This is a genomic window from Methylovorus sp. MP688, from assembly GCF_000183115.1.
Classification (GTDB): domain Bacteria; phylum Pseudomonadota; class Gammaproteobacteria; order Burkholderiales; family Methylophilaceae; genus Methylovorus; species Methylovorus glucosotrophus.
Map to the genome: position 1 here is coordinate 135266 of NC_014733.1, position 25642 is coordinate 160907.

The following is a 25642-nucleotide window of genomic DNA, read 5'->3' on the forward strand; positions in this document are numbered from 1 at the left end:
CAGCCTGCATAACAACATCCATTTCATAACAACAATAATTCACCATGACCTACACCACCGAGTTTACCTACACCCGCTCTCCTGTTCCCACGCCATTGGGGTTGGCGATACAACTGGGATTGCTGGAGCGGGAGTTTGCCGGGGATATCCCGCTACGCTCGCTGATCGAGTCGGACAAACCGTCCGACCTGGTCTCGCACTTTGACCACCGGTTGCCCAATCTCTTTCGGCAGGGCGGCAATACGCCTGCCATCTGGGCCAAGGCCAATGGCAGCGATACGCGCGTGATCGGCATCAGCTGGACTGACGAATACCAAGCCATCATCACGCTGCCCGGTTCCGGCATACGCACGGCGCATGATCTCAAGGACCGCAAGGTCGGTATTCCCATCCACCAGATCGCCAGCGACTACAACCGCGCGGCCGCGCTACGGGCTTTTTATGTGGCGCTGGAACAGGCGGGTCTCGGTCTGCGCGATATTGAAGTGGTTGAGCTGCCGGATTCGGCTTATATCACCGTGAATGATATTGATCGGCCCGGTGGCTGGGGCCATGCGCGACACGGCTATGTCAATGAGGTGTATGCCCTGGTGCGCGGCGAAGTGGATGCGATTTACGTCAAGGACGTGCGCGGCGCTGAAATCACCCATCTGCTGGGCGCGCATATTGTGTTCGATCTCGGCTTTCATCCTGACCCGTATATTCGCATCAGCAACTGTGCGCCGCGGCCCCTTACCGTCAACGCCGACACCATTGCCCAGCATCCGGATGTGGTGGAGCGTTTTTTACGGCAAGTCGTGACTGCCGGCCTGTGGGCAAAAAAGAACCGCGAAGAAAGCCTGCGCCTGATCGGCCATGAAACCGGCTGGTCGGAGGCCTGGCTTGATAAAGTACTGGGGCCTGACTTTCACCAGAATCTGGTGATCACGCTGAACCAGCAAGCCATCGACGGCCTCACCATCGCCAAGCAGTTCCTGCTGGAGCATCACTTCATCGAACAGGATATCGACATCGCTGCCTGGATTGACCCCCTGCCGCTGGAGCGGGCGCATGACAATGTACGAAGGATTGCCTGACAGCGCCCTGGCCGGTCTATGGTGGGCCGCTCCAACACCGATGGCGCGTTCGCGCGTGCCAGCTGCTGCCCATCCTGTGGCGCGGCATGATCACATGCTGCCGGCATTCTCCCGCCGGCTTCTCCTTGTCCCCTTATTTCACCTGATTGCGCCTGCCAGCTGTTTGCCGTGCTGTTGCTAGCGCAACTTGTCTTGTTGCCATACCACCAGTTTTCGCGAGGCAGGTAGGCGGGCCAACGGCCACTTTCCAATTCAAAGCTTATGTCGGGGATGTCATTTGTGAGACGAATTCAATCCAACACAGAACGTTGGCGACAGGCGGAGCGCATTCTTCGCCGCACCAAATGCATGAAGCAGCTGAAACAGGCGCAAGCCATATTGCTGCCAGAAAAATACGGCATGACCCTCTTGCAGACCGCGGGTCTGCTCGGGGTTTCGCTAAGCCGCGTTACGCAGTTGCGCCGCATGCCACTCAAGGATGGCGAAGAGCGCGCTCCGGTTCGAGGCGGCCGAAAAAGGCAGAACATGACGCCTGAAGAAGAGGCCATTTTTCTTGCGCCCTATATTCAGCGCAGCGCCGATTGCCTGCCGACGGCGCTGGATATCAAACGGCGGCTGGATGCCTATCTGGGGCGGGCTGTCCCCTTGTCCTCGGTATACAACCTGCTGAAACGCCACGGACTGATACGCAACGCCCGGGAGTAAATTCATCGGCCTCCCCGCCCGTCATGCCTTTACGGCTGAGTAACATTTTTGAATTGGAAACCCGTTTGACCCATTTCCCCGGCACGCATGTTGCCAACCCCTAAGGCATGCAAGGCCGCAGCAGCGGCATGGCTGTTTTAGTTGTTTTGATTATTTACCAAGGGGAAAAAAGTAATGTCGCGAAGTTCCATCAATAAACCCAAGATGAAAGCACTGTCGCTGGCGGTATATGGCGCGCTGTTCCTGAGTGGCCCGGCCGTCGCCGCAGAGGAGGGCGAGGCCGCCACCGAGAAGTCGGCCGACCTGGGTGCGATTGTCGTCAAAGGCAAGGTGCAGGAAACCGTCGCCGATGCCAAGAGCGAGACCGTGCCTGAGTCGCGCGCCACGCTGACCAAAGCGCAGCTGGAAAAATTCGTCGGCCTGGACTCGGCCGTCACCGGTGCGTTGAAATATGTCCCGGGCGTGCATTTCAGCGGTGGCGATGCCACTGGTATCAGCGAAGGCAATATCTCGATTCGTGGCTTCTCCCAGGATCAGATCGGCATCACCCGCAATGGCATTCCATTGAATGACCCGCTCTACCTGACACCGCACAACGACTTTTTCGGCGATCCGGAAAACTACGAATCCATCAGCGTGATCTACGGCGGCGCCTCCATCAATGCGCCTACCCTGACCGCCAGTGGCGGCAGCGTCGAAATCCAGACCGTCAAGCCCACCAAGGAAGCGGGTCTGCTGGTGAAGCAGGGCTTTGGCAGCAACAACACGCGTCGTACTTTTGTGCGCGCCAATCTGGGTGAGAAGAATGGTCTTTCCGCCTGGGTATCGGCGTCGCGTACCACGGGGGATCTCTGGACCAAGGGCTCTGGTGCAGTGGAATCCAACCGTTACGAAGGTAACCTGCAATACGAGTGGGGCAATAACAACAGCATCAACGCCATCTTCTCTGTGTTCCTGATGCGTACCAATAGCTACTCGCACCCGACCCTGGCCCAATACCAAAGCCAGGATTATCGCCAGAATTACTCCTCGGCCATTAACTCCTCGTTTGGCGGTACCAATGGCGTAGCCGATATCTCAAGCGCGAATTCCAACAGTGCCAATCTGCAGCGTGCCGATTTCAAGATCCAGACCTATGGCTTGAATGGTGTATTCAACCTGACCGATACCATACACCTGAAAGTAGACCCTTATTTCGTGCGTGTGGCTGAGGGTACTGCGGCGGTATTTGCATCGGCAGTTCCGGAATCTGTGCTGAATGCCGATGTGAACGGCGATGGCGATCTGCTGGATATCAAGCCCTTTGCTGGCGCGGTATATCCCACGCAGTACCGCATAGGTTCGTCGCAGAAAATCGACTTTGACCTCAGCTCAAGCAATGTGCTGCAAGTGGGCGCCTGGTTTGACTACACCCACGCGACCAACCAGATGGCGGCGATACGCCTTAACGGCAATGGCAAGTCGGTCAGCATAGACGGTAGCAATGTGATCCGCGATGTGAATGGCAATGGCATCTATTTCACCAATCAGCGCAGCAAGATCACCACGCAAAAAGTCTGGGTGCAGGACAGCTGGAATTTTGCCCAGCAATGGAATCTGAAGGGGGCGCTGGCCTGGCAACACACCGAGCTGGAAGGCGAGAACGTTGCCGGTGTACTGAGCGGTGCAGCATTTACCAATTCCGCTGATTACTACCGCTTTTTGCCTAGCTTCAGCCTGGATTACCAGTATGACCAGCAGAATCAGGTGTATTACAACGTGACCTCCAATATCCGGGTGCCTGCCGTGGCTTCTATCTATGGCAACCAGTCGCTGGGCCAGCAAAATCCGGAAACCACCCTGAATCAGGAAATCGGCTGGCGCTATACCACGCCTGAGCTTCTGCTGAGCGCAGCCGTGTTCTACGACCAGTTCAAGAATCGCCAGGTGTCGTTTACCTCGCTGGGTACCACCTCTTACCTGAACGCCGGAAAAGTGGCGACCCAGGGGTTGGAGTTGTCGGCTAACGGCAAGCTGCCACACAACTTCAATTACCGCGGTGCCTGGACCTATGTGAAGGCCGAGCAGGATGAGGATTACACCCAGAACGGCGTGGTGGCAGATACCAAGGGCAAGCAGCTTTTCAACACCCCCAAGAATCTGGCGTCGGCAGGCATTGGCTATGACGATGGTCGCTTCTACAGCAACCTGCTGGCCCGTTACACCGGCAGCTTCTACGGCGATCTGGAAAACACCCAGAAAATCGGCGGCTATACCGTGGTGGACCTCAACCTGGGCTATTACTTCGATATCGGCAGCAAGCTGATCAAGAAGAGCCTGATCAGCTTCAACATCAACAACCTGTTTGATAAGGAAGCCCTGTCCGGGACATACGCCGGCACGGTGACGGCCGATGCCTCCAGCGCCCTGTACGCTGCGCCGACTTACAACCGGCTGCAGCCACGTAGCGCCTTCGCCAACCTGACGCTCGAGTTCTAGGCGAAGCCGTCTGCTGACATGAGGAAAACAGGCTGAGCAGCAAAGCCTGTTTTCCCTCAGCATTTCTAGGAAAAGTAACATGACAGATACGATTTTTGACTATGTGATCGTCGGTGGCGGCACGGCGGGCAGCGTGCTTGCCAACCGGCTTTCGGCCCGACCCGAAAACCGGGTTTTATTGATTGAAGCGGGTATTGATACCCCCGAAAACAACATCCCTCCCGAAATCCATGATGGCTTGCGTCCCTGGCTACCACGCCTGTCTGGCGACAAGTTTTTCTGGCCCAACCTGACTATCCATCGTGCCGCTGAGCACCCGGGCATCACGCGCGAGCCGCAGTTTTATGAACAGGGCCGCCTGCTGGGCGGTGGCTCCAGTGTGAATATGGTGGTGTCCAACCGCGGCTTGCCCCGGGATTATGACGAATGGCAGGCGCTGGGCGCCGATGGGTGGGACTGGCAAGGCGTGTTGCCATATTTCATCAAGACCGAACGCGATGCCGATTACGGGGATGATCCCCTGCATGGTAACGCTGGCCCCATCCCGATTGGCCGGGTGGATAGCCGCCACTGGAGCGACTTTACCGTGGCCGCCACCCAGGCGCTGGAAGCGGCAGGCCTGCCCAATATCCACGATCAAAATGCCCGCTTTGATGATGGCTATTTCCCCCCCGCGTTTACCTTGAAAGGCGAGGAGCGCTTCTCCGCCGCGCGCGGCTATCTGGATGCCAGCGTGCGGGTGCGCCCCAACCTGAGCTTATGGACAGAGTCTCGCGTACTCAAGCTGCTGACCACCGGCAATGCCATCACCGGTGTCTCGGTGCTGCGCGGCCGGGAAACGTTGCAAGTACAGGCGCGCGAGGTGATTCTGACAGCAGGGGCCTTGCAGTCGCCCGCCATATTGTTGCGCACCGGCATAGGCCCGGCGGCCGACCTCCATGCTCTGGGGATTCCGGTGCTGGCAGACCGGCCCGGCGTGGGGCGCAATCTGTGGGAGCACTCGTCCATTGGCGTGGTGGCGCCCCTGACCGAGCAGGCGCGGGCCGATGCCAGTACCGGCAAGGCAGGTTCACGTCATCAGCTGGGGATACGCGCCTCCTCCGGGGTGGATCCGGCCACGCCTTCCGACCTGTTTCTGCATATCGGGGCAGATCCCGTTTCTGGCCTTGCCAGCGCCGTCTTCTGGGTCAACAAGCCCAGCTCTACCGGCTGGCTGAAGCTGAAAGACGCCGACCCGTTTTCGTATCCGGACGTGGATTTCAACCTGCTGTCTGACCCGCGCGATCTGGGCCGCCTCAAGGCAGGCTTGCGGCTCATTACCCACTATTTTGCGGCGCCATCTCTCGCCAAATATGGCTTGGCTCTCGCGCTTTCACGCTTTGCCGCGCCGCAACCCGGCGGCCCGCTGCTAAACGATCTGCTGCAGGACGAAGCTGCACTGGAACGCTATCTGCGAACCAATGTGGGTGGGGTATGGCATGCCAGCGGTACCGCGCGCATAGGCCGGGCCGATGATTCTCAGGCCGTGGTAGACAAGGCCGGGCGCGTGTATGGCGTGACCGGCCTGCGCGTGGCCGACGCCTCCATCATGCCGACCGTGCCGACAGCCAATACCAATCTTCCTACACTCATGCTGGCCGAAAAAATCGCCGATGCGATTTTGACCCAGGCTTAAGGAGCGCTTTTCATGTCGACATTTCATTTACTTATTGATGGCCATCTGCAAGCCAGTGACCAATCGGATGTGGTGATCAACCCCGCGACCGAGCTGGAAGTCGGGCGTGCCCCGCGTGCCAGCGCCACCCAGGTCGACCAGGCAGTGGAAGCCGCACATCAGGCATTTCATCGCTGGGCATCACAGCCTGAGGTGCGCCAGCAGGCATTGCTGGGCGCGGCCGCCGCCATTCGCCAGCATGCCGATGCCCTGGCACGCCTGATCACGCAGGAGCAGGGGCGGCCATTGCACTTTACCCAGGGCGAGGTGGCCGGGGCTGCTGCTACCTTTGAACATTATGCCGGGTTTGCCGCGCCATCCGATGTGGTGCTGCAGCAGGACGAGCAAAAGCGCGTCAGCATTGAGCGCAGGCCGTTTGGCGTAGTGGCTGCCATTACGCCCTGGAATGTGCCCATCATCCTGCTGGTGCTGAAAATCGCCCCGGCCTTGAAGGCTGGCAATACCGTGGTCGCCAAGCCATCGGAATACACCCCGCTTTCTACCTTGTACCTGGGCGAAATTCTGAAAGATGTATTTCCGCCCGGCGTGCTGAACGTGATAGCTGGTGACGGTCAGGTGGGGGCCCGCCTGGCATCGCATCCGCTAGTGCAGAAGGTGACGTTCACCGGCAGCGTGGCAACCGGCAAAAAACTCTATGCCAGCGCCGCGCAGGATGTAAAACGCCTGACGCTGGAACTGGGCGGTAACGATGCGGCCATCGTGCTGGACGATGTCAATGTCGATGCCATTGCCGAGAAGATTTTCTGGGGCGCCTTCTGGAATAGCGGTCAGGTGTGCTTTGCCATCAAGCGCCTCTATGTGCACGAGGCAGTTTTTCAGCCCTTGCTCGATGCCCTGGTGAAACGCGCGCAAAAAACCCGCGTGGGCGATGGCCAACTGCCGGGTACCGAGCTCGGGCCGCTTACCAACAAAACCCAGTTTGAGCGCGTGATATCGCTGGTGGAAGACGCCAGACGCCATGGTGCCACCATTCATTCAGGCGGTGCTGCATTGCCCGGCCCCGGCTATTTCTATCCGCCAACCCTGGTCACCGGCATAGGCGCAGGTGTCGCGCTGGTGGATGAAGAGCAGTTCGGACCAGTATTGCCGCTGATTCCTTTCCGCGACGAGCAAGAGGCGGTGCGTCAGGCCAATGACAGTCCGTTTGGTCTGGGCGCTTCGGTCTGGACCGCCAATCCTGAACGCGGCCTGGCGCTGGTACGTCAGCTCCAGGCCGGGCTTGCCTGGGTCAATCAGCATGGCGATATCCATCCCGGTGCGCCCAAGGGCGGCTACAAATCCAGTGGCCTTGGCTACGAGGGCGGGCTGCGTGGCTATGACGAGTTCAGCGAGCTGCAAGTCGTCAATGCGGCGCTGGTTTAATCCGTCTGCTTAATCCATTTCATCTTTCATTAGCTTAGGAAATATCATGCGTTCAGGTACCTGGCCTTCTATTATTCTTACGCTGGCATTCGCCGTGATCATCGCGGCGTGCCACGGCAAAACCATTGTGCTGGTGGGCGACATTGCCAGAACATTCGGCGTCAGCCCTGCACACGCCAGCTGGGTGGTTTCCGCCGTGGCGCTGGTGGCGGCGGTCGCGTCGCCCCTGGTCAACTGGGCCATTGCCCACATCGGGGAGCGACGCTCCGTGGTGGCGGGTTTGATCATTGCGGCGACTTTCAGCTATTTCGGCAGTCTCGCCACATCGTTCTATAGCTTGTTGGCATTGCGCGTGCTCGAAGGCGCGGGCTATATCCTGGTGGTATTGGCTGCCCTGGCCCTCATTCTGCATACCACCGAGGGAAAGAAACGCACCAGCGCGCTGGCCTTCTGGTCTGTGGCATCGCCGCTGGGTGGCGCGATCGCGATTTTTTCGGTATCGCCATTTGTGGGCGGACACTGGCAAACGGCCTTCAGCGGCCATGCGCTTATTCTGCTGGTCCTGCTACTGCTGACGCCGTTGCTGCCTGGCGGTAGTCATGTGCATAAATCCGAGCGCAAACCGCTGGCTAAAGTGTTCAACATCTACTCCGACCCATCGCTGCTCCGACTCGCTGCGGCCGTGGGTGCGCCATTGACCCTGGCGCTGGGCCTGGTGGCGATTGTGCCGGTCTACTTTATCAGCACCTTGCATGTGGCGCCGACCACCATAGGCGTCATTTCCACCGTCGGTATTCTCTCCAGCGTGCTCGCCGGCATTTTTGCCGGGTTTATCCTCAACCTGCGCAATGTCGGTCCCTGGGTCGTGCTGTTTAGCGCCACCAGTGGTCTGGCCCTGGAGTTTGTGGTGTTCTGGCCTGGCATCAGTGCCGATGTGGCGATTGTGGCCAAGGTGCTGCAAGGCTTTTTTGGCAGCTTTGTGATCGCCTGGATTTTCACCAGCATTCCCAAGATGTCCAAGCGTGGCGATGTCATGGGCGCCGGGGGTGTAGCCGAACAGTTCCTCTACATTTCGATGTTCCTGGGTCCCGTCGTGCTGTTCCCCTTGTTTGCCTTGCCAACGCTCATCCCGTTCTTCATTGCGGTGACGATTGCACACCTGCTGCCGTTGTTCCTGTTGCCACTGGATCTGCCGTTTACGCGCGCATCCCGCATGAAGAAAGAGGCTGTGCAGGCATAGACGACCGTGTTGCTCCAATAAAAAAGCCTGCATATGCAGGCTTTTTTATTGGGTAATGGCTTGTATTACTTGTTGGGCTGTGGTGTCAGGCGCAGATAAGGTCTGACGGTTTTGAAGCCTTTGGGGAACTTGGCTTTGAGGATATCCGGATCGGTGAGTGAAGGCACGATCACGACGTCTTCGCCGTCTTTCCAGTTAGCGGGGGTTGCCACGCTGTGGTATTCGGTCAGTTGCAGCGAATCGATCACGCGCAGGATTTCATCAAAGTTGCGGCCCGTGCTGGCGGGGTAGGTGATGGTGAGGCGGACCTTTTTGTGCGGGTCGATAACGAATACCGAGCGCACGGTGGCGGTGGCGCTGGCATTGGGGTGGATCAGGTCGTACAGGGTAGAGACCTTGCGATCGGCGTCGGCCAGAATAGGGAAGTTGACCGTGGTGCCCTGGGTTTCGTTGATGTCCTTGATCCAGCCATGGTGAGACGCTACCGGGTCAACGGAAAGCGCGAGCACTTTGACATTGCGCTTCTTGAATTCGTCGGCGAGCTTGGCGGTGGCACCTAGTTCGGTGGTGCACACTGGCGTGTAATCGGCCGGGTGTGAAAAGAGAATACCCCAGCTGTCGCCCAGCCATTCGTGGAATGAGATGGGGCCGATGCTGGAATCCTGGGTAAAGTCGGGGGCGGTGTCGCCCAATTTGAGAGAAGCCATGTATACCTCCTTGACGAGAATAGCCCACACCGGCCATCAGGCCAGCGCGGGCTAGTGAATGGAACGAATTAATGACAGTAATTCGATCTGGTACCGCGATCAAGCTGAGCCGTGATCATGCGGCTTTCTGCTTGCGGGTGCGCAACAGCTCATCCAGCGGACCAGGCGCTATCCAGTCTGCCACGTCAAAGTCAGCCTTGAGGTAGCCCCATTTGAACAGGAAATCCTTGTAGGCACTGAGGCCGGCAATGGAGAGATCGTCCAGCGAAGTACCTTGCTTGAGATGGATGTCGTTGCCATAGGCTTTGCGTACCCACTCGTCAGTAGAGTGCGATTCCTTGGCAATGTAGCTGACGGTGTCGGCTTCATGTGCGGCAGCCCAGTCGGCTACATCCAGAATCTTGCTCAGGAAACGCACTACCAGGTCGGGGCGCTCTTGCAACAGGGCGTTGTCGACGGTAATCGGACGCGGCGCACTGTTGTTGGCACGGGCGATAGGATCAGGATGGTTGCGTACATCATAGAGCGTGGTGACGCCATGCTTGTGGGCTTCTTCCACGCCGCGCGCGCCTTTGACGTAAATGGCATCGACCTTGCCAGCTTTCAGGGCTTCAAACTCGGTGGCATAGGGCGTGTGGCTGGAGGTCCAGCCCACACCGGCGCCGCCCTGTGGCACGGGTAGATCTACAAATTGGATATCGTCGGCGCTGAGGCCAGCGGCTTCGAGCGTGACGACAATGCCGCGCAAGGCACTGGCACGCTGGTGGTCGATGCTGATGTCGTTGAGTGGCAGTGCAATGCGTTTGCCTTTCAGCTCGGCTACGCTGGTGATGCCGGAGGTGGGCAGGGTGACCACCAGTTGCGCTTCATCCACCCAGTTAAGGCCAATGACGCGGGTATCGGTGCCGTTGGCACGTGCCCAGATGGCAGGCACGCTGCCGCCCTGGCGGAAGGAGTGCGGCAGGCGATGGTCGTAGTGAGACTCGCGCAAATCGGCGTCTGTCACTTCCTGCAGGGTTTTGATGGTGATGTGGTCGGGGGCGAATTCCTGGGCAAACCAGTTTTCACGCGCGGCCAAACCCAAAGGGGTAGGCACTGGGCAGCGTGTGTACCAGATGCTATCGATAGCGGTAACAGACATGAGAGCTCCTCGTGATAAAGATGCGTAGTTAAAAGATCAATTTAAATGCGTGACAGGTATTTGCAGTATCCATACCAGCACGTGACAGGCCTGCCGCAAAAATATTGGCTATGTAAATCAATGGTTTGGTTTAAATGGTCAGCGCATGCCGCTGTTGCAGTGACTCGCAGTCAACAGGCGGCATGGCAGTTCTGCTTCCTAGGCAACAGAGCGCAAGCTGTCAGGCTCGGGCACGGAGGCTTCTTCATACGCCTTGTACAGCTGGCTATAGGCGCCACCCTTGGCGATGAGGGTGGTGTGGTTGCCGATCTCCTTCACTTCGCCATGCCAGATCACGGCAATGCGGTCGGCATCGCGAATCGTGGCGAGCCGGTGGGCAATGACGATGGCGGTGCGGCCTTCGCATAGGCGACGGAAAGCCACCTGCACGCGGCGTTCGGTATGAATATCCACGGCCGAAGTGGCTTCATCCAGCACCAATACCGACGGGTTGCCGAGATAAGCACGCACCAGGCACACCAGCTGACGCTGACCGTGGCTGAGAAAGGTCCCGAGCGGCCCGACTTCGGTCTGGTAACCCTGTGGCAGCCGTTCCAGTACCTCGTCGGCACCGAGATCGCGTGCGGCGCGAATCAGCTCTTCATCGCTGAAATCAGGCGCCGCCAGCCGCAGGTTGTGCAACACACTGCCGGAAAACAGCACGTTATCCTGCAGCACGACCCCGACTTTGCGACGCAACACTTGTTGCGGATACTCCCGCACATCCACATCATCCAGCAGCACGGCGCCGCCCTGCACTTCGTAAAAGCGTGTCAGCAACTGCACCAGCGTGCTCTTGCCATGGCCGGTCGGGCCGACGATGGCCAGCACTTCGCCTGCCGCCACCTGCAGGTTGAGGTGGCGAATCACCGGGCGGCTGCCGTCCTGCTGGTAGCCAAACACCACATCGCGAAATTCCACGCTGCCGCGTGGCAGCAAGGGGTTGCGGGGGGTGACCGGATCATTGATTTCGGGCTCGGTGTCCAGCATGAGAAAAATCCGCTGGGCAGACGAGGCGCCCGAGGTGTAGCGTTCCAGGAGCTCATTCAGCTCCTGCAGCGGCCCCAGGAAAAGATGCACATAGAACAGACTCTGGGCGAGCTGGCCAACGGTCATTTCGTGCTGGGCAATGCCCAGGCCACCGGCAAGCAGCAGGGCCGCCTGCCCCACGGTGCTGAGCAGCTGGGTGGTCGGCAGGAACCAGCCCGTGCGGATATTGCCCTTGACCAGCGTCTGGTTGAAGTCATCCACCAGCGCGCTATAGCGGGCTTCGTTGGCGTCTTCCTGTACGGTTTGCTTGATGATGCGCACGCCGGAAACGGTCTCTACCAGGTGCGCGGTAAACCGCGCGCGGGCTTCGGCCACTCGCGCCCAGTTGTCTTCTGAAATGCGCTTGAACAGCCAGGTACCCAGGATCAGCAATGGCGTGATACTGGCGAGGGCCAGCAGCAGCTTGGGCGAAATCCACCACAGGGCAAACGCCGCGCCCACCAGACGCAGCACCGCAGACAACAGCTCGGGCGGCCCCTGGATCAGCAGGGGTTCCAGCGCATCTACATCGCGGTCGGCGCGCGAGATGATGCGACCGGCCTTGGTGCTATCAAAATAGCGGATGCTGAGCGCCTGAATATGACGGAATACCCGCACGCGCAGGGCGTTCAGGATGTGAATGGCCGTCGAGCCCGCCAGGTATTGTGAGACTGCGGCGAAGGCAAAGCGCAGTGCCCAGGTCAGCCCCATGCCCAGCGCCATCCATACCAGCAACGGTGTATTGAGCACCAGCCCTTTTGCAGTCTGGATAAAGCCGTGATCGATGACTTGGCCAACAAACCATGGCCGCAAAAAGATGATGCCGACCAGTATCACCTCAATGCCGATAATGGCGGCAATACGGCCTTTATACGGCGCCAGCAGCGGTAACAAACGCCAGAACATATTGCGGTCCAGGCTCTTTTTGGCGAGCTTTTGTTCCAGCTCAATGTCGTTCAGGGCGCGCTCTTGGCGCAGGGACTCAGCCATGATGGACTCCTACCAGTTCGCGATATTCCGCATGATGTTCAAGCAAATGGGCGTGCTGGCCTTCGGCCACGATACGGCCTTTGTCCAGCACGGCGACACGGTCTGCCAGCAGAATGGTGGACAGCTTGCTGGCAATCAGCAGCACGGTCACCGCCTGGCCGCTGGCATCGCGCAGGCGACGAATGTTATCCAGCACGCGGCGCTCGGTCAGCGCATCCAGTGCGCTGGTGGCATCGTCCAGAATGAGGATGCTGGGATGCGCCAGGAAGGCGCGGGCCAGGCTGATGCGCTGGCGCTGCCCGCCAGAGAGCGTGATGCCGCGATCGCCGATGCGGGTCTGCAAGCCATCCGACAGCGAGTCCAGCACATCGCGTGCGGCCGCCAGCTCCAGCGCTTCCAGCAGCTCGGCTTCGCTGGCCTGCGGTCTTGCCAGGCGCAGATTGGCTTCCAGCGTATCGGAAAACAGAAAACTTTCTTGCGGCACGACATGGATGCGTCGCCGCAACTCATCCAAGCGGAACTGGTGGACGTTTTGCCACCCGGACGATGCAGAACCGATATCCACACTGCCATGGCTCGCATCCAGCAGCCTTGGCAGCAGAGCGGCCAGGGTGCTTTTGCCCGAACCGGTAATGCCGACCAGCGCCAGAATTTCGCCCGGGGCTGCGCTTAAATGGCAATGCTGCAAAATGGCATTGCCACCGGCGGCTTGTACGGTGACATCGTGCAAACGGAAACCCAGGGCAGCCTTGGGCACGGAGCCCTCACCGCCGATAATGGTGGGCGATTCATCCAGCAGCTCCCAGATGCGGCCAGCGGAAGAGCGGGCATCGGCAAATACCTGCATCACGCGGCCGATAGGCTCAATTCGGAAAATCAGCGTATTGGCGACCAGCAGGGAGGCAATGAGCGCACCGACTTCCAGCTGGCCTTGCTGGATCAGCCAGGCACCAAAACCCAGAATCCAGACCTGGGAAAGCGCAACCAGTGTTTGCGGCAGTGGCGTATGAACCGCCGCGTAGGCCAGCGCCGTGTGGGCATGGCGCACAAAGGTCTGCACAAAGCTTTCAAAAGCGCCAATGCGCGAGGATTCCAGGGCAAACGCCTTGATCACGCGCACGCCGTTAATGCCTTCACTCAGCTCCTGATTCACCTGGTCATACGCCTGGCCCACCGCGCGATCCAGCGTGACCAGTTGATCGGTCTGGCGAATGAAAATGGCAATGCCTGCCAGCACGAAAGCCAGCGTGCCCAGGCCCAGCCAGACGTTGTAAAGGCAGAGCAGGCCGATGGAAACCAGTATCCACACACTGGCTTCAAACACCTGGCGCCAGAAGTTGATCAGCGCATCGCGCACCTTGTCGGCATCGCGCGTGGTGCGGGTGACCATTTCGCCTACCCCGTGCTGCAGGTGGTAGGCGAGGTCCAGGCGCTGCACCTGCACCAGAATGCGCTCGCGCAGCAGGGAAAGGAGATCCTGACCAATGATCAGCGACAGCACGCCGGCAAAGTATTGCAGGATGCCACGGCCGGCAGCGACAGCAAGAATAATGGCGATCCAGTACCACGCGACGCTGAAGTCATAGTGACCATCTGCCAGCAGCTTGATGGCCTCGCCGGTATGGACTGCTTGCACCGCTTGGCCTATAAGCCAGAGCTGCCATGCCATGGCAGCATTCACCAGTAAAAACAGAAGGGCGGTCAGGCTGAAGCGCCATGGCATGGTGCGATATAGCCACAGGCAGCGGAGTAGCGGATGGGTGGGGGAAATGGACATAGTGCCTCGCATAAAACGTAAAAAGCGGATACCCGGCACGTGGCCGGATATCCGCTACAGGGGCTCTGTTTAGAAACGCAGTGTCAGCGATACACCAGCAGTACGGGGTGCGCCATAAATAGCGGTGGAACCGGTTGCAGGCGTGGCTGGCAACGCATGTGCCAGATACTCCTTGTCAAACAGGTTGTTCACGTACCCGGTAATGGCCAGACGATCACCTTTGGTGCTCCAGGTGACGCGTGCATTGACGATGGAGTAGCCTTCCTGGCTCAGCAGTTTGTAATAGGTGTTCTGCGCGGTGTTCTGTGCATTTACAAAATAATATTGCTGACCGGTATAACGCCAATCCAGACTGGTCACGATCTTGTTGTCGTTCGCCAATGGAATGCGATAGTTGGCTGACAGCAAGGTATTCAGGTTGGGGGTACGTACCAGATCGTTGCCGTCGTAGTTGGTGGTGCTGTTCTGTACCTGCAGTTTGTCGAACTCCCCGGATTGCAGGCCGATATTACCGATCAGGCGCAGATTGCTGGTCGGCAGTGCCTCCACTTCAAACTCCGCGCCTTTTACCGTCGCGCTATCCGCATTCTGCAGATACGACACGGTGGTAGTGGCACCCGCAGGCAAGCCCACCACGTTTACCTGAACATCCTTGTAATCGTAGTAGAACAAGGTCGTGTTGAAATTCAGACGACCGTTCAGCCATTCGGATTTGTAGCCGATTTCATAGGCATTCAGCTTTTCCGGTTTTACTGTGTTCAGGGCAGCCGTCGCTGTCGCGGCCGTATTAAAGCCGCCAGACTTTTCGCCGTGCGCAAACTTGAAGAAGGTGCGGCTGGTGTCGCTGATCTTGTATTCCGGCGTGAAGTCATAGGTAAACGAATCCCAGCGTTTTTCCTGATGTGCATCGAAGTTGGTTACGAGGCCAGTCGGATTGTTGTAGCTGCCGATGTAGCTATTCCACCATTGACCCAGATTGTCCCAGCTGGCAGCGGTAATGCCAGCACCAGAGGCCGAGCGGCGGCTGATGTCGACTTCTTTCTTTTCGGTCGACCAGCGCGCGCCCACGGTGGTCTTGAAGGCGTCGGTCCAGTTATATGTAGTGCTGCCAAACAGCGCGAAGCTGGAAGCCTTGTGATCGTAATCGGTGTAGCTGAAGTTGTTCAGAGCGTTGGTGCTGGTGCCGATGTAGGCTGGCACGCTGCCATTAGGCAAGCGGGCGGCAGCGCTGTAGGAACTGATGTCTTCCTTGAAAAAATGTACACCCGAGAGCCAGTTCCAGCGGTCTTCACGTGGTGATGCGAAGCGGAATTCCTGTGAATACTGCTTGCTGTCGGCCTTGGTATAACCACGGGAGAGTTCCAGCGCGCTGTTGTCAGCATCATTCAGCACGGTCTGATCCCAATCTTCGTATGCCGAAATGGACGTGAGCGAGTACTTGCCCAAATCCCATTTCAAGGTCAGCGATGCGCCATTCTGGGTTGAGTCGCCGCTGTTTTCGGCATTCGAGCTCACATCCTTGCGGCTGGTGCTGGGGACATAACCAAAGCGGAAAGCACCGCCCGGGCCGGCACCAATCACGGTCTGAATGCTGCCATCGGTAGTGTAGTCGCGACGGTGCACATTGAGCAGGGCTTCCAGATTATCGGTCAGCTGGAACAGCAATTGACCGCGCACGGCGGTGTCCTTAATCGCGCCATCGCGTTGGCCAGTGAATTGGTTGCGGAAGAATCCATCGCTGCTTTGATCATAGAAAGACAAACGGCCAGCCACGCGCTCGCTGACGATTTCGCCGCCTACGGCTCCTTCAAAAATGCGCGAGCCATAATTGCCGATATCGGCTTTCACATAATTTTCACCCGTATTGAACGAAGGCTTTTTGCTGATGATGTTGACCGCGCCGCCAGTGGTGTTCTTGCCCCACAGCGTGCCTTGGGGGCCGCGCAGGACTTCAACCCGGTCGAGGTCAAACAGCGGGAAGCCGCTAGCGGTGGCATTGCTGATATAGACGTCATCCAGGTAGATGCCTACCGGGCTGGCCATGTCGATCTGTTGCTGACCGGAACCCACGCCACGAATCCACCAGCGTGGGCGACCATTGAACTGGGTGTTGGCGGAGGCATTGGGCACGTAGTTGAGTACCTCGCCTGCGGATTTACCTATGCCTTTGTCCTGCAATTCCTTGCCGCTTAATACGGTGATGGCGGTTGGCACCTTCTGGGCGGTTTCTTCACGCTTGTTGGCGGTGACCACCACGCTGCCCAGGGAGGCTTCACTTTCGCCCTGGCTATTCACGGTGGCTGGCTGGGCAGCTGCGGTGGTGCCGGTGTCGCTTTTGCCATCTTCGGCGGATTTGGTCTGTGCCGTAGAGGCGTCATTGGCTGGCGTGGCATCAGCAGCATAGGCCTGGCTGATTACCAGGCTGCCGATAAAGACGCTGCTTAAGGCGCGCAATAGAGGTTTAACGATAAAGCGCGTTTGCGCCGGCTGATCTGATGGGCTGCTCGTTGTTATGGTCATATTGTTTCCTGTTAAGTGCAAATAAATAAACGACGACATGGGCTAGCGCAGAATCTGTGCCAGCGGTGGATGGCTGTTTGGAATTAACGCTAACTGTTTGTTGTAAAAAGATTTAAATGCACAGGCGTGTCGCACTTGTTCACTTGCTGCTGTTTTTGCAGCAACAATTTCTGGTGGGTCTGTTGCGTTTACTGTTGGCAGGGCAACAACGGACCTTCATGTGCCTGCAGGAATCTCCGGACACGAAAAACTCGCGACTGTTGCTCCAGCATCAGCAGTGGTGGAGAAAGTGTTGCGTGCTGCACAAACGCGTGAAGAGAACGCTAGTAAATGTCGATGAAAATGGAGAGAAAAAGACCGCTCGGAGAGGCTAGTCGATTGAAAAATAAGAGATAGACGTATGGCCCCAATATAAATGCCATGGGTTGGCACAAGCATTGCCAATGCATCGGAGGTCTGGCTATCACGCCATTAATAAAACCTCTTAATGTAAAGGAGACCTCATGTCTAACCCGCTGTCCGAGATTGACCTGATTTCATACGTGGAAGATGCCAAAGCCGATGCCATTCATGCCTTTGGTGTGCTGAGCCGCAACGGAACCCTGTCTGCCAGCCTGACTTACCATGTCACCCACCTGGTGCCAGGGCACGACAAATTGCTGCATATCCGCTTCCCAGGCGGCCTGGCGCGTGATCAGTCGCCCAGCATTGCCATTACCGAGTTCGCCCAGCATCCCGACCATATCCTGCGTGAATCGCGCCTGGACGCTGATACCGTCATCCATGCCCATACCAATTTCCTGTCAGCGTGGTCGCTGGCGCACAAGCCATTTCCGATTTTGTATGTGGCCGCGGCCCGCCATCTGGCCGCCCGTGAGATTCCCAACCATCTGGACCGCACGCGCAGTGTTTACGACGTTATCAAGGAGCGGCTCGATCAGCACCCTGAGCTCGCACCCCCACCTGCATTGCTGGAGTCGAATGGCGGCGCCAATTTCTGGGGCAAGGGGATTATCAAAACCTCCGAGTTGATCCTGTTTATTGAGGAGGCTGCGCGCTATCAGGCGATTGCCGAGCAGATCGGCGGCGCACAGCTGTATACCTCGGGGGCGCTGGAGTTGCAGTGGCAGCGTACTGGCCTGCTGGATAAAGCCAAGTCTTACACCGGGCGCTATCTGGCCGATATCACTGGCTAAGCACGGGGCCGGAGGTACGCGCTCCGGCCCGCCATCCACTTGATAAGCATGAAAGCAAGCACATGAGTATTTCCCGTAGTTCGACCTATCCGATTGAACCGGTTTTTCTGCAACGCTGGTCGCCGCGCGCATTCAGCGGCGAGGCTATCTCCGAAGAGACATTGCTGGCCCTGCTTGAGGCGGCGCGCTGGGCACCCTCGGCCAATAATGCCCAGCCATGGCGTTTTATTTATCTGCGGCCCGATTCGCCAGATTGGCAGGGGCTGCTGAACACCCTGAATGAGAACAACCGGCGCTGGGCGCCGCAGGCTTCGGCATTTCTGGTCCTGCTTTCCAAGACGACACATATACGCCCTGGCACCAGTGAGCCTGCTCCTCTGTATAGCCATTCACTGGATGCGGGTGCCGCCTGGGCTTATCTGGCTCTGCAGGCTGAGGCCAGCGGCTGGAGCACTCATCCTATCGGCGGCTACGATAGGGCTGCCCTGCAGGTATTGCTGGGGGTGCCGGAGGGCTATCGTCTGGAAACGCTGGTCGCGGTAGGAAAAAGGGGACCCGCCGAGGGGTTGCCAGACGATTTGCGCAGCCGGGAGCAACCCACGCCGCGTCGTCCACTGACGGAGATCGTGGCCAAAGATCGCTTCAGCTTTGCCACTACCTAGCGTGACGAAGCCTGGCCAACGCGACAGTTGGTCAGGCAACAGTCCGTTGCTGTAGCAGCAGCTGGCGTGTTGCCACAGCACCAGCTGCTCACACACTGCTGATTTTAAAACAGTACTAAGTTCATGGTTTTTATGTGTTTTTATTGGCGGACGAGGGTGGGCACGCATCCTGCAATATCCAGTTGTCGACCACAGTGTCAACTTTCAACAAGGAAACCGACATGACTATCCAGTTTTACTGGCAGGTGCCTACGCGCGGAGATGGGCGTTTGGCGGATGCTGCTGTCAAGCTGCGCGGCGAGCGTAGCGATGACCAACCTTATTTCACGGCAGGCGTGACTGATCCGCGTGGCCGCCAATTCAATTATTACGACCATCTGCATCAGATTGGCAAAGCGGCGGAGCTGGCCGGCTTTGATGGCCTGCTGGTGCCCAACGATCCGCAAGGCGAAGAATCCTGGATCGTGGCTGGTTATCTGACGCGCAATACACGCCGCGTGAAGGTATTGGCGGCTTTTGATTCGGCCCGCGGGTCTGCCGTGTATGCCGCCAAGAATGCCGTGAGTTACCAGCGCTACAGCAACAGCCGGTTTGCCTGGCAGATTGCGACACCCGCGGATGCGGCCGAGCGGCGTGCCAATGGCGACTTTATTGATGATGCGGATATTCCACAACGTACGGAAGAGTTCGTGACGGTGGCGCGGCATGTGATCACCGAGACCGGCTATAGCTTCAAGGGGCGTTTCTTTGAGGTGCTGGAAGGTGGCTTTAAAGGGCCTCTTTCCGGCCAGGCGGTACCACAGGTATTCCTGACCGGGCAGACCGAGGCGGATCTTGCGGTATCGGCCAAGCTGGCGGATGTGCATGTATTTGAAGCGCTGCCACTGGCGGAGTTGAAACCGCATCTGGAGCGCTTGCAAGAACTCTCCGCCAAAGCCGGTCGTCCGGTGCAGGCAGCGTTACGCATCGATTTGCTGGTGCGTGAAACCGCTGCAGAGGCCGTGCACGATGCTGCCCGTCAGGCGCGGCAGCAAGGGCAAACGGCCTTGCCAGACCAAGCCGGTCTGTGGCCTTTGCAAACGCCAGGCGCCGGTGCGGCACGCGCCACCCTGGTGGGCGATGCCGATCAGGTCATTGCTACCCTGACGGACTATGCCGCTGCCGGTATTACCGTGTTCCAGCTGGGCGCTGTGCCTGCGCTGGAAGAAGCTTACCGCATAGGCGAACAGGTGCTGCCCGCCCTGCGTGCACGCCTTGGTTTAACTCAACAACAGGCCGCCTAAGGAGACGATAATGGCGATTGATATTTTCTGGCGTATTCCTACGCATGGCGAGCCCAGCTCGCTGCGCAACAAACTTCACCATCGCGGTGACTGGTCGCAACAGGAGGGGGATCATATTGTGCATCGCGGCCTTGCCGGCGGCGGTAGCGATGGCTTCAACAGCCTGGACTATATTGCCGAGGTAGCGCGCGCCGCCGAAATTTCCGGCTTCCATGGTGGCTTGATTCCCTCATTCCCCATGACCGATGAGCCATGGGCGATTTCGTCTTTCCTGGCACGCGAAACCAGCACGTTCCGCTTCATGATCGCGTTTCAGCCGGGCTTCCTCAACCCGGTGACGGCGGCGCGCATGACCGCCAGTCTGCAGCGCGCCAGCAATGGGCGAGCATTGTTCAACATCATCACTGGCGGCGGTGGTCCCGCCCAGCTGTGGTGGGGCGATGTCGCGCCGCATGATGACCGCTATGCGCGCACGACCGAGTTCCTGGATGTGCTGCGTGGCTTGTGGAAGGGCGGTAGTTACTCTCATCACGGCAAGTTCTATCAGCTGGAAAATGCGGCATTGCCGGAACAGCTGCTCGGGCAGGATTTTCCTGAGATTTACTTCTCCGGCTCATCGGATGCGGCCTTGGTCTCGGCTTCCCAGCACGCTGACTTTTATCTTTCCTGGCTGGAGCCTTTTGACCAGCTCAAGGAGAAATTCGACAAGGTCAAAGAAAAAACCGACAAGCTGGGTCGCAAGGTGAAATGCGCCGTGCGGGTGGATATTGTGGCTCGGGCGACGGAAGAAGAAGCCTGGCGCGAAGTGCGGCGCGGCTTTGAAAACCTGAGCGAGGCTGATAAGGAGCGCTATGCCCGTTTTGCCCAGCAGACCGGCGATTCGGTTGGCGCCAACCGCCAACGCAACAACACGCCGAAGACGCTGGATAATTACCGTGATTTCATCCTGCACCCCAATATCTGGTCCGGTTTCAGCCTGCTGCGGGGTGGTCAGACCAACGGCATCGTGGGGAGCTACGAGCAGGTGGCAGAGCGTCTTGATGATCTGGTCAAACTGGGGGCGGATGCCTTTATCCTCGCCAGCACGCCACATCTGGAAGAGGCTTACCGCGTTGGCGAAGAAGTCCTGCCGCTGGTACAAGGCCATGGCGCCAGAAATTCGATACTGCGCGCGGTAGGGTAAAACGTCTCGAGCAGGCAATGTGCCCCAGCAAAAAGCCCAGTCATGACTGGGCTTTTTGCTGGGTGCAGCCGTTATAGAAAAGAGTGCTCGGGCCAAAGTTGCAGAACTTTTACCTTGTGCAATATGAAATCTCGCCATCACCTGTGGTGTTCGCTGAGTGCTTGGGATATTTTTCTGTTTTATGCGTAACGAGATCAGTATTCCGGGGTCTGATCATAGTAAATAAGCGAAGGCAAAATCAGCAAAGTTAGATCAGCCCTCGCTATTCCCCGGTGAGCATGTGGAGTGACATATCATGTTTTTTTGGTCGCTATCTGTGCATCCGTCTTTTTCTGGCGTTGTGCCACAACGCTTTATTAGTCTTTCTTAAGCCTGCTTTTAGTGCATGATGAAGTCTCTATGGAAATAAAATCCCACGATCTCTTGGCCAGCTTTATGGACCTCCTGATGGATGCCGTCCTGGCGGTGGATGTCGATGGCAAGATCGTCGTGGCAAGCGCGGCTTGCGAACGTGTATTTGGTTACACCCCGCAGGAAATGGTGGGCAGGAATATCTTTGCCATGGTGGTCCCGGAAGACCTTGACCGTACCACAGAGACTGCCCGTGAAGTCATGTCCGGCAATCCCTTGTTGTATTTTGAAAATCGCTATATCCGCAAGGATGGGCAGATTGTCGACATCATGTGGACGGCGCGCTGGTCGCCTGAAGACCAGCTGCGCATCGGCGTCGCACGCGACATTACCGAGCGCAAGCGCGCCGAGGCATTGCAGGCCGCGCTCTATGCCATTTCAGAGGCGGCGTATGCGGCGGAAGACCTCATCTCGCTGTTTCAGCGCATTCACCATATTGTCGGCAGCTTGCTCCCTGCGGACTGCTTTTCGGTGACGCTCTACGACGAGGACAAGGATCAGTTAACGTTCCCGTATCTGGTGGATAAGCTGGAATGGACCGAGCAGCCCTCCAAACCTGCCGCCGGTACCTTGTGCGCCGAGATTATACGGAGTGGCCAGCCTTTGCTGCTGACGGCAGAAGACATTGCTGCGGGGAGCGCTCTGGTGAAAAACGCGCTTGAGCCGCATGTGCTGAGTTGGCTCGGTGTCCCCCTCAAATCGCAGAAGGGCATGATAGGGGTGCTCACGATAAAGCGCTACCTGGGTGGCATCAGCTATCAGCTGAAAGATCAGGAGCTGCTGCAATTTGTATCCACGCAGATTGCTACCGCCATTGAGCGCCAGAAGATGCAGGCCAGGTTGCAGCAATTGGCCCAGTATGACGCTCTCACTACCTTGCCCAATCGCGAGTATCTCACCCATAAACTGGAGGCAGCACTGAGCTCTGCCGAGCGCGAGCAACGCCATTTGGCCCTGTTGTACCTGGATCTGGACAAGTTCAAGCAGGTCAATGACAGCCTGGGACATGACGCTGGCGATACGTTGCTGCAGGAAGTGGCGGCTCGTCTCAAGCTCAGCATGCGCGAAACTGACATGGTGGCGCGCCTGGGCGGGGATGAGTTTGTGGTGTTGCTGCAGGATATTTCTTCGCCGGATCAGGCGGCGATGGTGGTGGAAAAACTACGCGGAGTGCTGGCCCAGCCATTTGAGATTGATGGGCATCGCCTCGCCATTCGCCCCAGCATTGGCATCGCTCTTTATCCTGATCATGGGCAGGACAGGCATGCCTTGCTCAAGCACGCCGACAAAGCCATGTATCAGGAAAAGCATGGCGAGCGGAATGCAACAGCGAAACCTCAAACGGCATGACGATGCTTAACCCCTGATGCGGGCTATCAGGCACTCGGCTGTGAACGAGGCGGCAGCCTCTCAAAAAAATACTAAAAAATAAAAGCGGGCGGGAGCAGAAATGAAAACGCCCAACTAAAAGCTGGGCGTTTGATATTGGTGGCCGGGGGCAGAATCGAACTGCCGACACGCGGATTTTCAATCCGCTGCTCTACCAACTGAGCTACCCGGCCGGCGTTTTTGAGCACTTGGCTCGCAAACAAGACGCGCATTATAGCAAACTTATTTCAGCTGTGTCATTGCCAATCTGCGGTCACGCAAAGAATTTAAGATATTTTGCCGCCCTGCCATTAAAATGGTGCCAACTCATTGTTAGCCGTTCTCATGCAAATTCCTGATATTCAAACGCTGGACCGCGGCCTTTCTGCGGCCCTGCAGCACAAAATTGACCAGAAAACCAAACCACTGGGTGCCCTGGGCCGTCTGGAAGGGCTCGCCCTGCAGCTGGGGCTGATACAGCAGCGCCTGGATCCGGTGTTGCGCCAGCCGGTGATGATGGTATTTGCCGCGGATCATGGCATTGTCGCGGCGGGCGTCAGCCCTTATCCGCAGGCGGTGACCATGCAGATGGTGCTGAATTTTCTGCAGGGTGGGGCCGCAATCAATGTGTTTGCCCGCCAGGTAGGCATGGATATCCGTGTGGTGGATGCCGGTGTGAATCATGATTTTGCGCCGCACCCCATGCTGCTCTCGCACAAGGTGGCGATGGGTACGCAGAACATGTTGCAAGCACCTGCGATGTCGGAAGCCGAATGTGAAAAAGCCATCAATATTGGCAGACAACTGGCGCATGACGAGATTGCGAAAGGCAGCAACGTGCTGGCGTTTGGCGAAATGGGCATAGGCAATACTACGGCGGCAGCGACCCTGATGGCAGCGCTGTGCCAGCTGCCTGCCCAGGCATGTGTTGGCAGGGGCACAGGGCTGGACGATGCCGGCCTGCAGCGCAAAGTGGACGTGGTGGAACAGGTGCTGCAACATCACGCTTCGCACCTGCACAGTCCTTTATCCGTCTTGCAGCATGTCGGTGGGCTGGAGATCGCCATGATGGCAGGCGCCATGCTGGGCGCGGCAGAAAAGCAGGCCGTGATACTGGTGGATGGCTTTATCTGTACCGCCGCCATGCTGGTGGCAAGTCGCATCGCCCCGGCTGTGCTGGATTACGCGGTGTTTACCCATTGCTCTGGCGAGCAAGGGCATCGGTGTCTGTTACAGGCCCTGCAGGCGGAACCTTTGCTCGACATCGGTTTGCGGCTGGGTGAAGGCACCGGCGCCGCGCTGGCATATCCACTGTTGCAGGCCGCGGCCAATTTCATGAATGAAATGGCCTCGTTCGAATCCGCCGGTGTGGATGGCAAGAGCGCTTAAATCGCCGTGAAGTTCATCCATCCATTTTTGCTGGCACTCGGGTTTTTCAGCCGCATTCCCGTGCCATCCAAGCCGGATTTCAAGCCTGCTGACATGGCCGGGATTTCCGCGTTTTTCCCGTTAGTGGGCTGGATCATTGGTGCTGGCATGGCCGCGGTGTATATCGTCGTGCATCAGCTGCTGCCGCATGGCGTCAGCATAATTTGCATGCTGGCAGCCGGTATGTGGCTCACAGGAGCTCTGCATGAAGATGGTTTGGCCGATACAGTAGACGGCCTGGGTGGCGGCTTGTATCGAGAGCGTGTGCTCACCATCATGCATGATTCGCGAGTGGGAAGTTACGGCGTGCTGGCTTTGGGCGTGATGCTGTTACTGAAATTCAGTACCTTGTCCGCCATGTCTTCAGGGGTGATGTTATGGGCTGTATTGGCCGGGCATAGCGTGAGCCGCCTGGCGGGCGTATGGCTGATGCAAACACTGGAATACGTGCGTCCGCAGGGCAAAGGCGGAGGCATGACCCAGCCACTCGGCAAGCAAGCGCTTGCCTTTGCCATGCTGACAGGCTTGCTGCCTTTGCTAGGCGCCGCCTGGTGGATTCCACTGTGGAATTTGCCACTGGTGCTGCTGGCAGTGGCCCTGGTGTGGTGGTGGTTTCGCGCCGTGCTGCAGCGTCGCCTTGGCGGCTACACCGGAGATTGCGTAGGCGCCATGCAGCAGTTGACTGAAATCATGTTTTATCTGGGAGTGTTGGCATGTCTAAGCCAGTGATGGAATTGTATCTGGTGCGGCACACCACGCCGGATATCGCGCCGGGGATTTGCTACGGGCAGTCGGATATCGGCGTCAAGCATACCTTTGAAGAAGAGGTGACGGCACTAAGGCCTAAAATCGCCCATATTGAAGCCGCTTCCTTTCATAGCAGTCCATTGCAGCGTTGCCTCTTGCTGGCGCAAGCCGTGGCTGGGGCCGAGCACGAAATTCAGCAGGATGCCCGTCTCAAGGAACTCAACTTTGGCGATTGGGAACTGCAATCCTGGGATGACATTCCCCGTGGCCTGCTGGATGAGTGGGCGGACGAACATGTCAAACTGGCGCCGCCCAATGGCGAATCTTTCCATGATCTCTCGCAGCGTGCGCAGGCCTTCGTCGATCAGCTGGCGAACCAAGGCGCGGGCGTGCATGTTGCCTTCACGCATGCCGGGGTCATACGCGCCCTCACCGGATTTGCGCTGGGTTTACCCCTCAGTAACGTGTTTAGACTGCACATCGACTATGCTAGTGTCACGAAACTGATGATTGATCTTGACCGTGACCGGCCGCTGATGCGCGTCGGCTTTGTTAACCGCTGAGC

At 58.0% G+C, this 25642-nt stretch carries 19 protein-coding genes and 1 tRNA gene; 14 read left to right on the plus strand and 6 right to left on the minus strand.

Features of this window, described 5'->3' with window-relative positions:
* Positions 1 to 44: 44 nt before the first annotated feature.
* The 6 genes from MPQ_RS00620 to MPQ_RS00645 all read left to right on the plus strand — a co-directional run bounded on the left by MPQ_RS00620 (position 45) and on the right by MPQ_RS00645 (position 8596).
* Positions 45 to 1076, plus strand: coding sequence for an ABC transporter substrate-binding protein (locus tag MPQ_RS00620; protein WP_013440943.1), 1032 nt, complete (start codon positions 45 to 47; stop codon positions 1074 to 1076).
* A 348-nt stretch (positions 1077 to 1424) separates the two neighbouring features.
* A complete protein-coding gene (locus MPQ_RS00625; protein ID WP_013440944.1) occupies positions 1425 to 1781 on the plus strand; it encodes a hypothetical protein in 357 nt (118 codons plus the stop codon).
* Positions 1782 to 1955: 174 nt separating this feature from the next.
* Positions 1956 to 4259 carry a TonB-dependent receptor gene (locus tag MPQ_RS00630; RefSeq protein WP_013440945.1) on the plus strand — a complete coding sequence of 768 codons (2304 nt, stop codon included), beginning with the start codon at positions 1956 to 1958 and terminating at the stop codon, positions 4257 to 4259.
* A 79-nt stretch (positions 4260 to 4338) separates the two neighbouring features.
* Positions 4339 to 5934: a 5-(hydroxymethyl)furfural oxidase gene (locus MPQ_RS00635; protein ID WP_013440946.1), complete on the plus strand. Its 1596-nt coding sequence runs from the start codon at positions 4339 to 4341 to the stop codon at positions 5932 to 5934.
* 12 nt (positions 5935 to 5946) lie between these two features.
* Positions 5947 to 7356, plus strand: coding sequence for an aldehyde dehydrogenase family protein (locus MPQ_RS00640; protein ID WP_013440947.1), 1410 nt, complete (start codon positions 5947 to 5949; stop codon positions 7354 to 7356).
* Positions 7357 to 7402: 46 nt separating this feature from the next.
* On the plus strand, positions 7403 to 8596 hold the full coding sequence (locus tag MPQ_RS00645) for an MFS transporter (RefSeq protein ID WP_013440948.1): 1194 nt from the start codon (positions 7403 to 7405) through the stop codon (positions 8594 to 8596).
* A gap of 65 nt (positions 8597 to 8661) precedes the next feature.
* Here MPQ_RS00645 and MPQ_RS00650 read toward each other — a convergent pair whose 3' ends face one another.
* The 5 genes from MPQ_RS00650 to MPQ_RS00670 form a co-directional block, all read right to left on the minus strand.
* Complete coding sequence (locus MPQ_RS00650) at positions 8662 to 9303, minus strand: peroxiredoxin (protein ID WP_013440949.1); 642 nt, start codon at positions 9301 to 9303, stop codon at positions 8662 to 8664.
* Between the two features lie 115 nt (positions 9304 to 9418).
* A complete protein-coding gene (locus tag MPQ_RS00655; protein WP_013440950.1) occupies positions 9419 to 10444 on the minus strand; it encodes an ABC transporter substrate-binding protein in 1026 nt (341 codons plus the stop codon).
* A 198-nt stretch (positions 10445 to 10642) separates the two neighbouring features.
* A complete protein-coding gene (locus MPQ_RS00660; RefSeq protein ID WP_013440951.1) occupies positions 10643 to 12502 on the minus strand; it encodes an ABC transporter ATP-binding protein in 1860 nt (619 codons plus the stop codon).
* A complete protein-coding gene (locus MPQ_RS00665) occupies positions 12495 to 14279 on the minus strand; it encodes an ABC transporter ATP-binding protein (protein ID WP_013440952.1) in 1785 nt (594 codons plus the stop codon). Before MPQ_RS00665 ends, MPQ_RS00660 begins: the two co-directional genes overlap by 8 nt.
* Before the next feature lie 69 nt (positions 14280 to 14348).
* Positions 14349 to 16799: a TonB-dependent receptor gene (locus tag MPQ_RS00670; protein ID WP_013440953.1), complete on the minus strand. Its 2451-nt coding sequence runs from the start codon at positions 16797 to 16799 to the stop codon at positions 14349 to 14351.
* A gap of 503 nt (positions 16800 to 17302) precedes the next feature.
* Between MPQ_RS00670 and MPQ_RS00680 the strand changes: the two genes are divergently transcribed.
* From MPQ_RS00680 to MPQ_RS00700, 5 genes are all read left to right on the plus strand, one after another.
* Positions 17303 to 17995: a class II aldolase/adducin family protein gene (locus MPQ_RS00680; protein ID WP_013440954.1), complete on the plus strand. Its 693-nt coding sequence runs from the start codon at positions 17303 to 17305 to the stop codon at positions 17993 to 17995.
* A gap of 62 nt (positions 17996 to 18057) precedes the next feature.
* Complete coding sequence (locus MPQ_RS00685) at positions 18058 to 18657, plus strand: nitroreductase family protein (RefSeq protein ID WP_013440955.1); 600 nt, start codon at positions 18058 to 18060, stop codon at positions 18655 to 18657.
* Positions 18658 to 18878: 221 nt separating this feature from the next.
* A complete protein-coding gene (locus tag MPQ_RS00690) occupies positions 18879 to 19940 on the plus strand; it encodes an LLM class flavin-dependent oxidoreductase (RefSeq protein ID WP_013440956.1) in 1062 nt (353 codons plus the stop codon).
* Between the two features lie 10 nt (positions 19941 to 19950).
* A complete protein-coding gene (locus MPQ_RS00695) occupies positions 19951 to 21123 on the plus strand; it encodes an LLM class flavin-dependent oxidoreductase (protein ID WP_013440957.1) in 1173 nt (390 codons plus the stop codon).
* Positions 21124 to 21522: 399 nt separating this feature from the next.
* Positions 21523 to 22884: a bifunctional diguanylate cyclase/phosphodiesterase gene (locus MPQ_RS00700; protein ID WP_013440958.1), complete on the plus strand. Its 1362-nt coding sequence runs from the start codon at positions 21523 to 21525 to the stop codon at positions 22882 to 22884.
* Positions 22885 to 23020: 136 nt separating this feature from the next.
* Here the strand turns inward: MPQ_RS00700 and MPQ_RS00705 are convergent.
* A tRNA-Phe gene (locus MPQ_RS00705) sits at positions 23021 to 23096 on the minus strand.
* A 151-nt stretch (positions 23097 to 23247) separates the two neighbouring features.
* On the opposite strand from MPQ_RS00705, the gene cobT reads away from it, so the two are divergent.
* The 3 genes from cobT to cobC are packed head-to-tail and all read left to right on the plus strand — an operon-like array spanning position 23248 to position 25640.
* On the plus strand, positions 23248 to 24291 hold the full coding sequence (gene cobT, locus MPQ_RS00710; protein WP_013440959.1) for a nicotinate-nucleotide--dimethylbenzimidazole phosphoribosyltransferase: 1044 nt from the start codon (positions 23248 to 23250) through the stop codon (positions 24289 to 24291).
* Positions 24292 to 24297: 6 nt separating this feature from the next.
* The gene (gene cobS / locus MPQ_RS00715) at positions 24298 to 25059 is read left to right on the plus strand and encodes an adenosylcobinamide-GDP ribazoletransferase (RefSeq protein ID WP_013440960.1); all 762 of its coding nucleotides are present in this window, start codon (positions 24298 to 24300) and stop codon (positions 25057 to 25059) included.
* Complete coding sequence (gene cobC / locus MPQ_RS00720) at positions 25044 to 25640, plus strand: alpha-ribazole phosphatase (RefSeq protein ID WP_013440961.1); 597 nt, start codon at positions 25044 to 25046, stop codon at positions 25638 to 25640. Before cobS ends, cobC begins: the two co-directional genes overlap by 16 nt.
* The last annotated feature ends 2 nt before the right edge of the window (positions 25641 to 25642 follow it).

Bases quoted from the DNA above. Each gene is read 5' to 3' on its own strand.
- MPQ_RS00620 (WP_013440943.1), top strand. From the start codon at position 45: ATGACCTACACCACCGAGTTTACCTACACCCGCTCTCCTGTTCCCACG.
- MPQ_RS00625 (WP_013440944.1), top strand. From the start codon at position 1,425: ATGAAGCAGCTGAAACAGGCGCAAGCCATATTGCTGCCAGAAAAATAC.
- MPQ_RS00630 (WP_013440945.1), top strand. From the start codon at position 1,956: ATGTCGCGAAGTTCCATCAATAAACCCAAGATGAAAGCACTGTCGCTG.
- MPQ_RS00635 (WP_013440946.1), top strand. From the start codon at position 4,339: ATGACAGATACGATTTTTGACTATGTGATCGTCGGTGGCGGCACGGCG.
- MPQ_RS00640 (WP_013440947.1), top strand. From the start codon at position 5,947: ATGTCGACATTTCATTTACTTATTGATGGCCATCTGCAAGCCAGTGAC.
- MPQ_RS00645 (WP_013440948.1), top strand. From the start codon at position 7,403: ATGCGTTCAGGTACCTGGCCTTCTATTATTCTTACGCTGGCATTCGCC.
- MPQ_RS00650 (WP_013440949.1), bottom strand. From the start codon at position 9,303: ATGGCTTCTCTCAAATTGGGCGACACCGCCCCCGACTTTACCCAGGAT.
- MPQ_RS00655 (WP_013440950.1), bottom strand. From the start codon at position 10,444: ATGTCTGTTACCGCTATCGATAGCATCTGGTACACACGCTGCCCAGTG.
- MPQ_RS00660 (WP_013440951.1), bottom strand. From the start codon at position 12,502: ATGGCTGAGTCCCTGCGCCAAGAGCGCGCCCTGAACGACATTGAGCTG.
- MPQ_RS00665 (WP_013440952.1), bottom strand. From the start codon at position 14,279: ATGTCCATTTCCCCCACCCATCCGCTACTCCGCTGCCTGTGGCTATAT.
- MPQ_RS00670 (WP_013440953.1), bottom strand. From the start codon at position 16,799: ATGACCATAACAACGAGCAGCCCATCAGATCAGCCGGCGCAAACGCGC.
- MPQ_RS00680 (WP_013440954.1), top strand. From the start codon at position 17,303: ATGTCTAACCCGCTGTCCGAGATTGACCTGATTTCATACGTGGAAGAT.
- MPQ_RS00685 (WP_013440955.1), top strand. From the start codon at position 18,058: ATGAGTATTTCCCGTAGTTCGACCTATCCGATTGAACCGGTTTTTCTG.
- MPQ_RS00690 (WP_013440956.1), top strand. From the start codon at position 18,879: ATGACTATCCAGTTTTACTGGCAGGTGCCTACGCGCGGAGATGGGCGT.
- MPQ_RS00695 (WP_013440957.1), top strand. From the start codon at position 19,951: ATGGCGATTGATATTTTCTGGCGTATTCCTACGCATGGCGAGCCCAGC.
- MPQ_RS00700 (WP_013440958.1), top strand. From the start codon at position 21,523: ATGGAAATAAAATCCCACGATCTCTTGGCCAGCTTTATGGACCTCCTG.
- cobT (WP_013440959.1), top strand. From the start codon at position 23,248: ATGCAAATTCCTGATATTCAAACGCTGGACCGCGGCCTTTCTGCGGCC.
- cobC (WP_013440961.1), top strand. From the start codon at position 25,044: ATGTCTAAGCCAGTGATGGAATTGTATCTGGTGCGGCACACCACGCCG.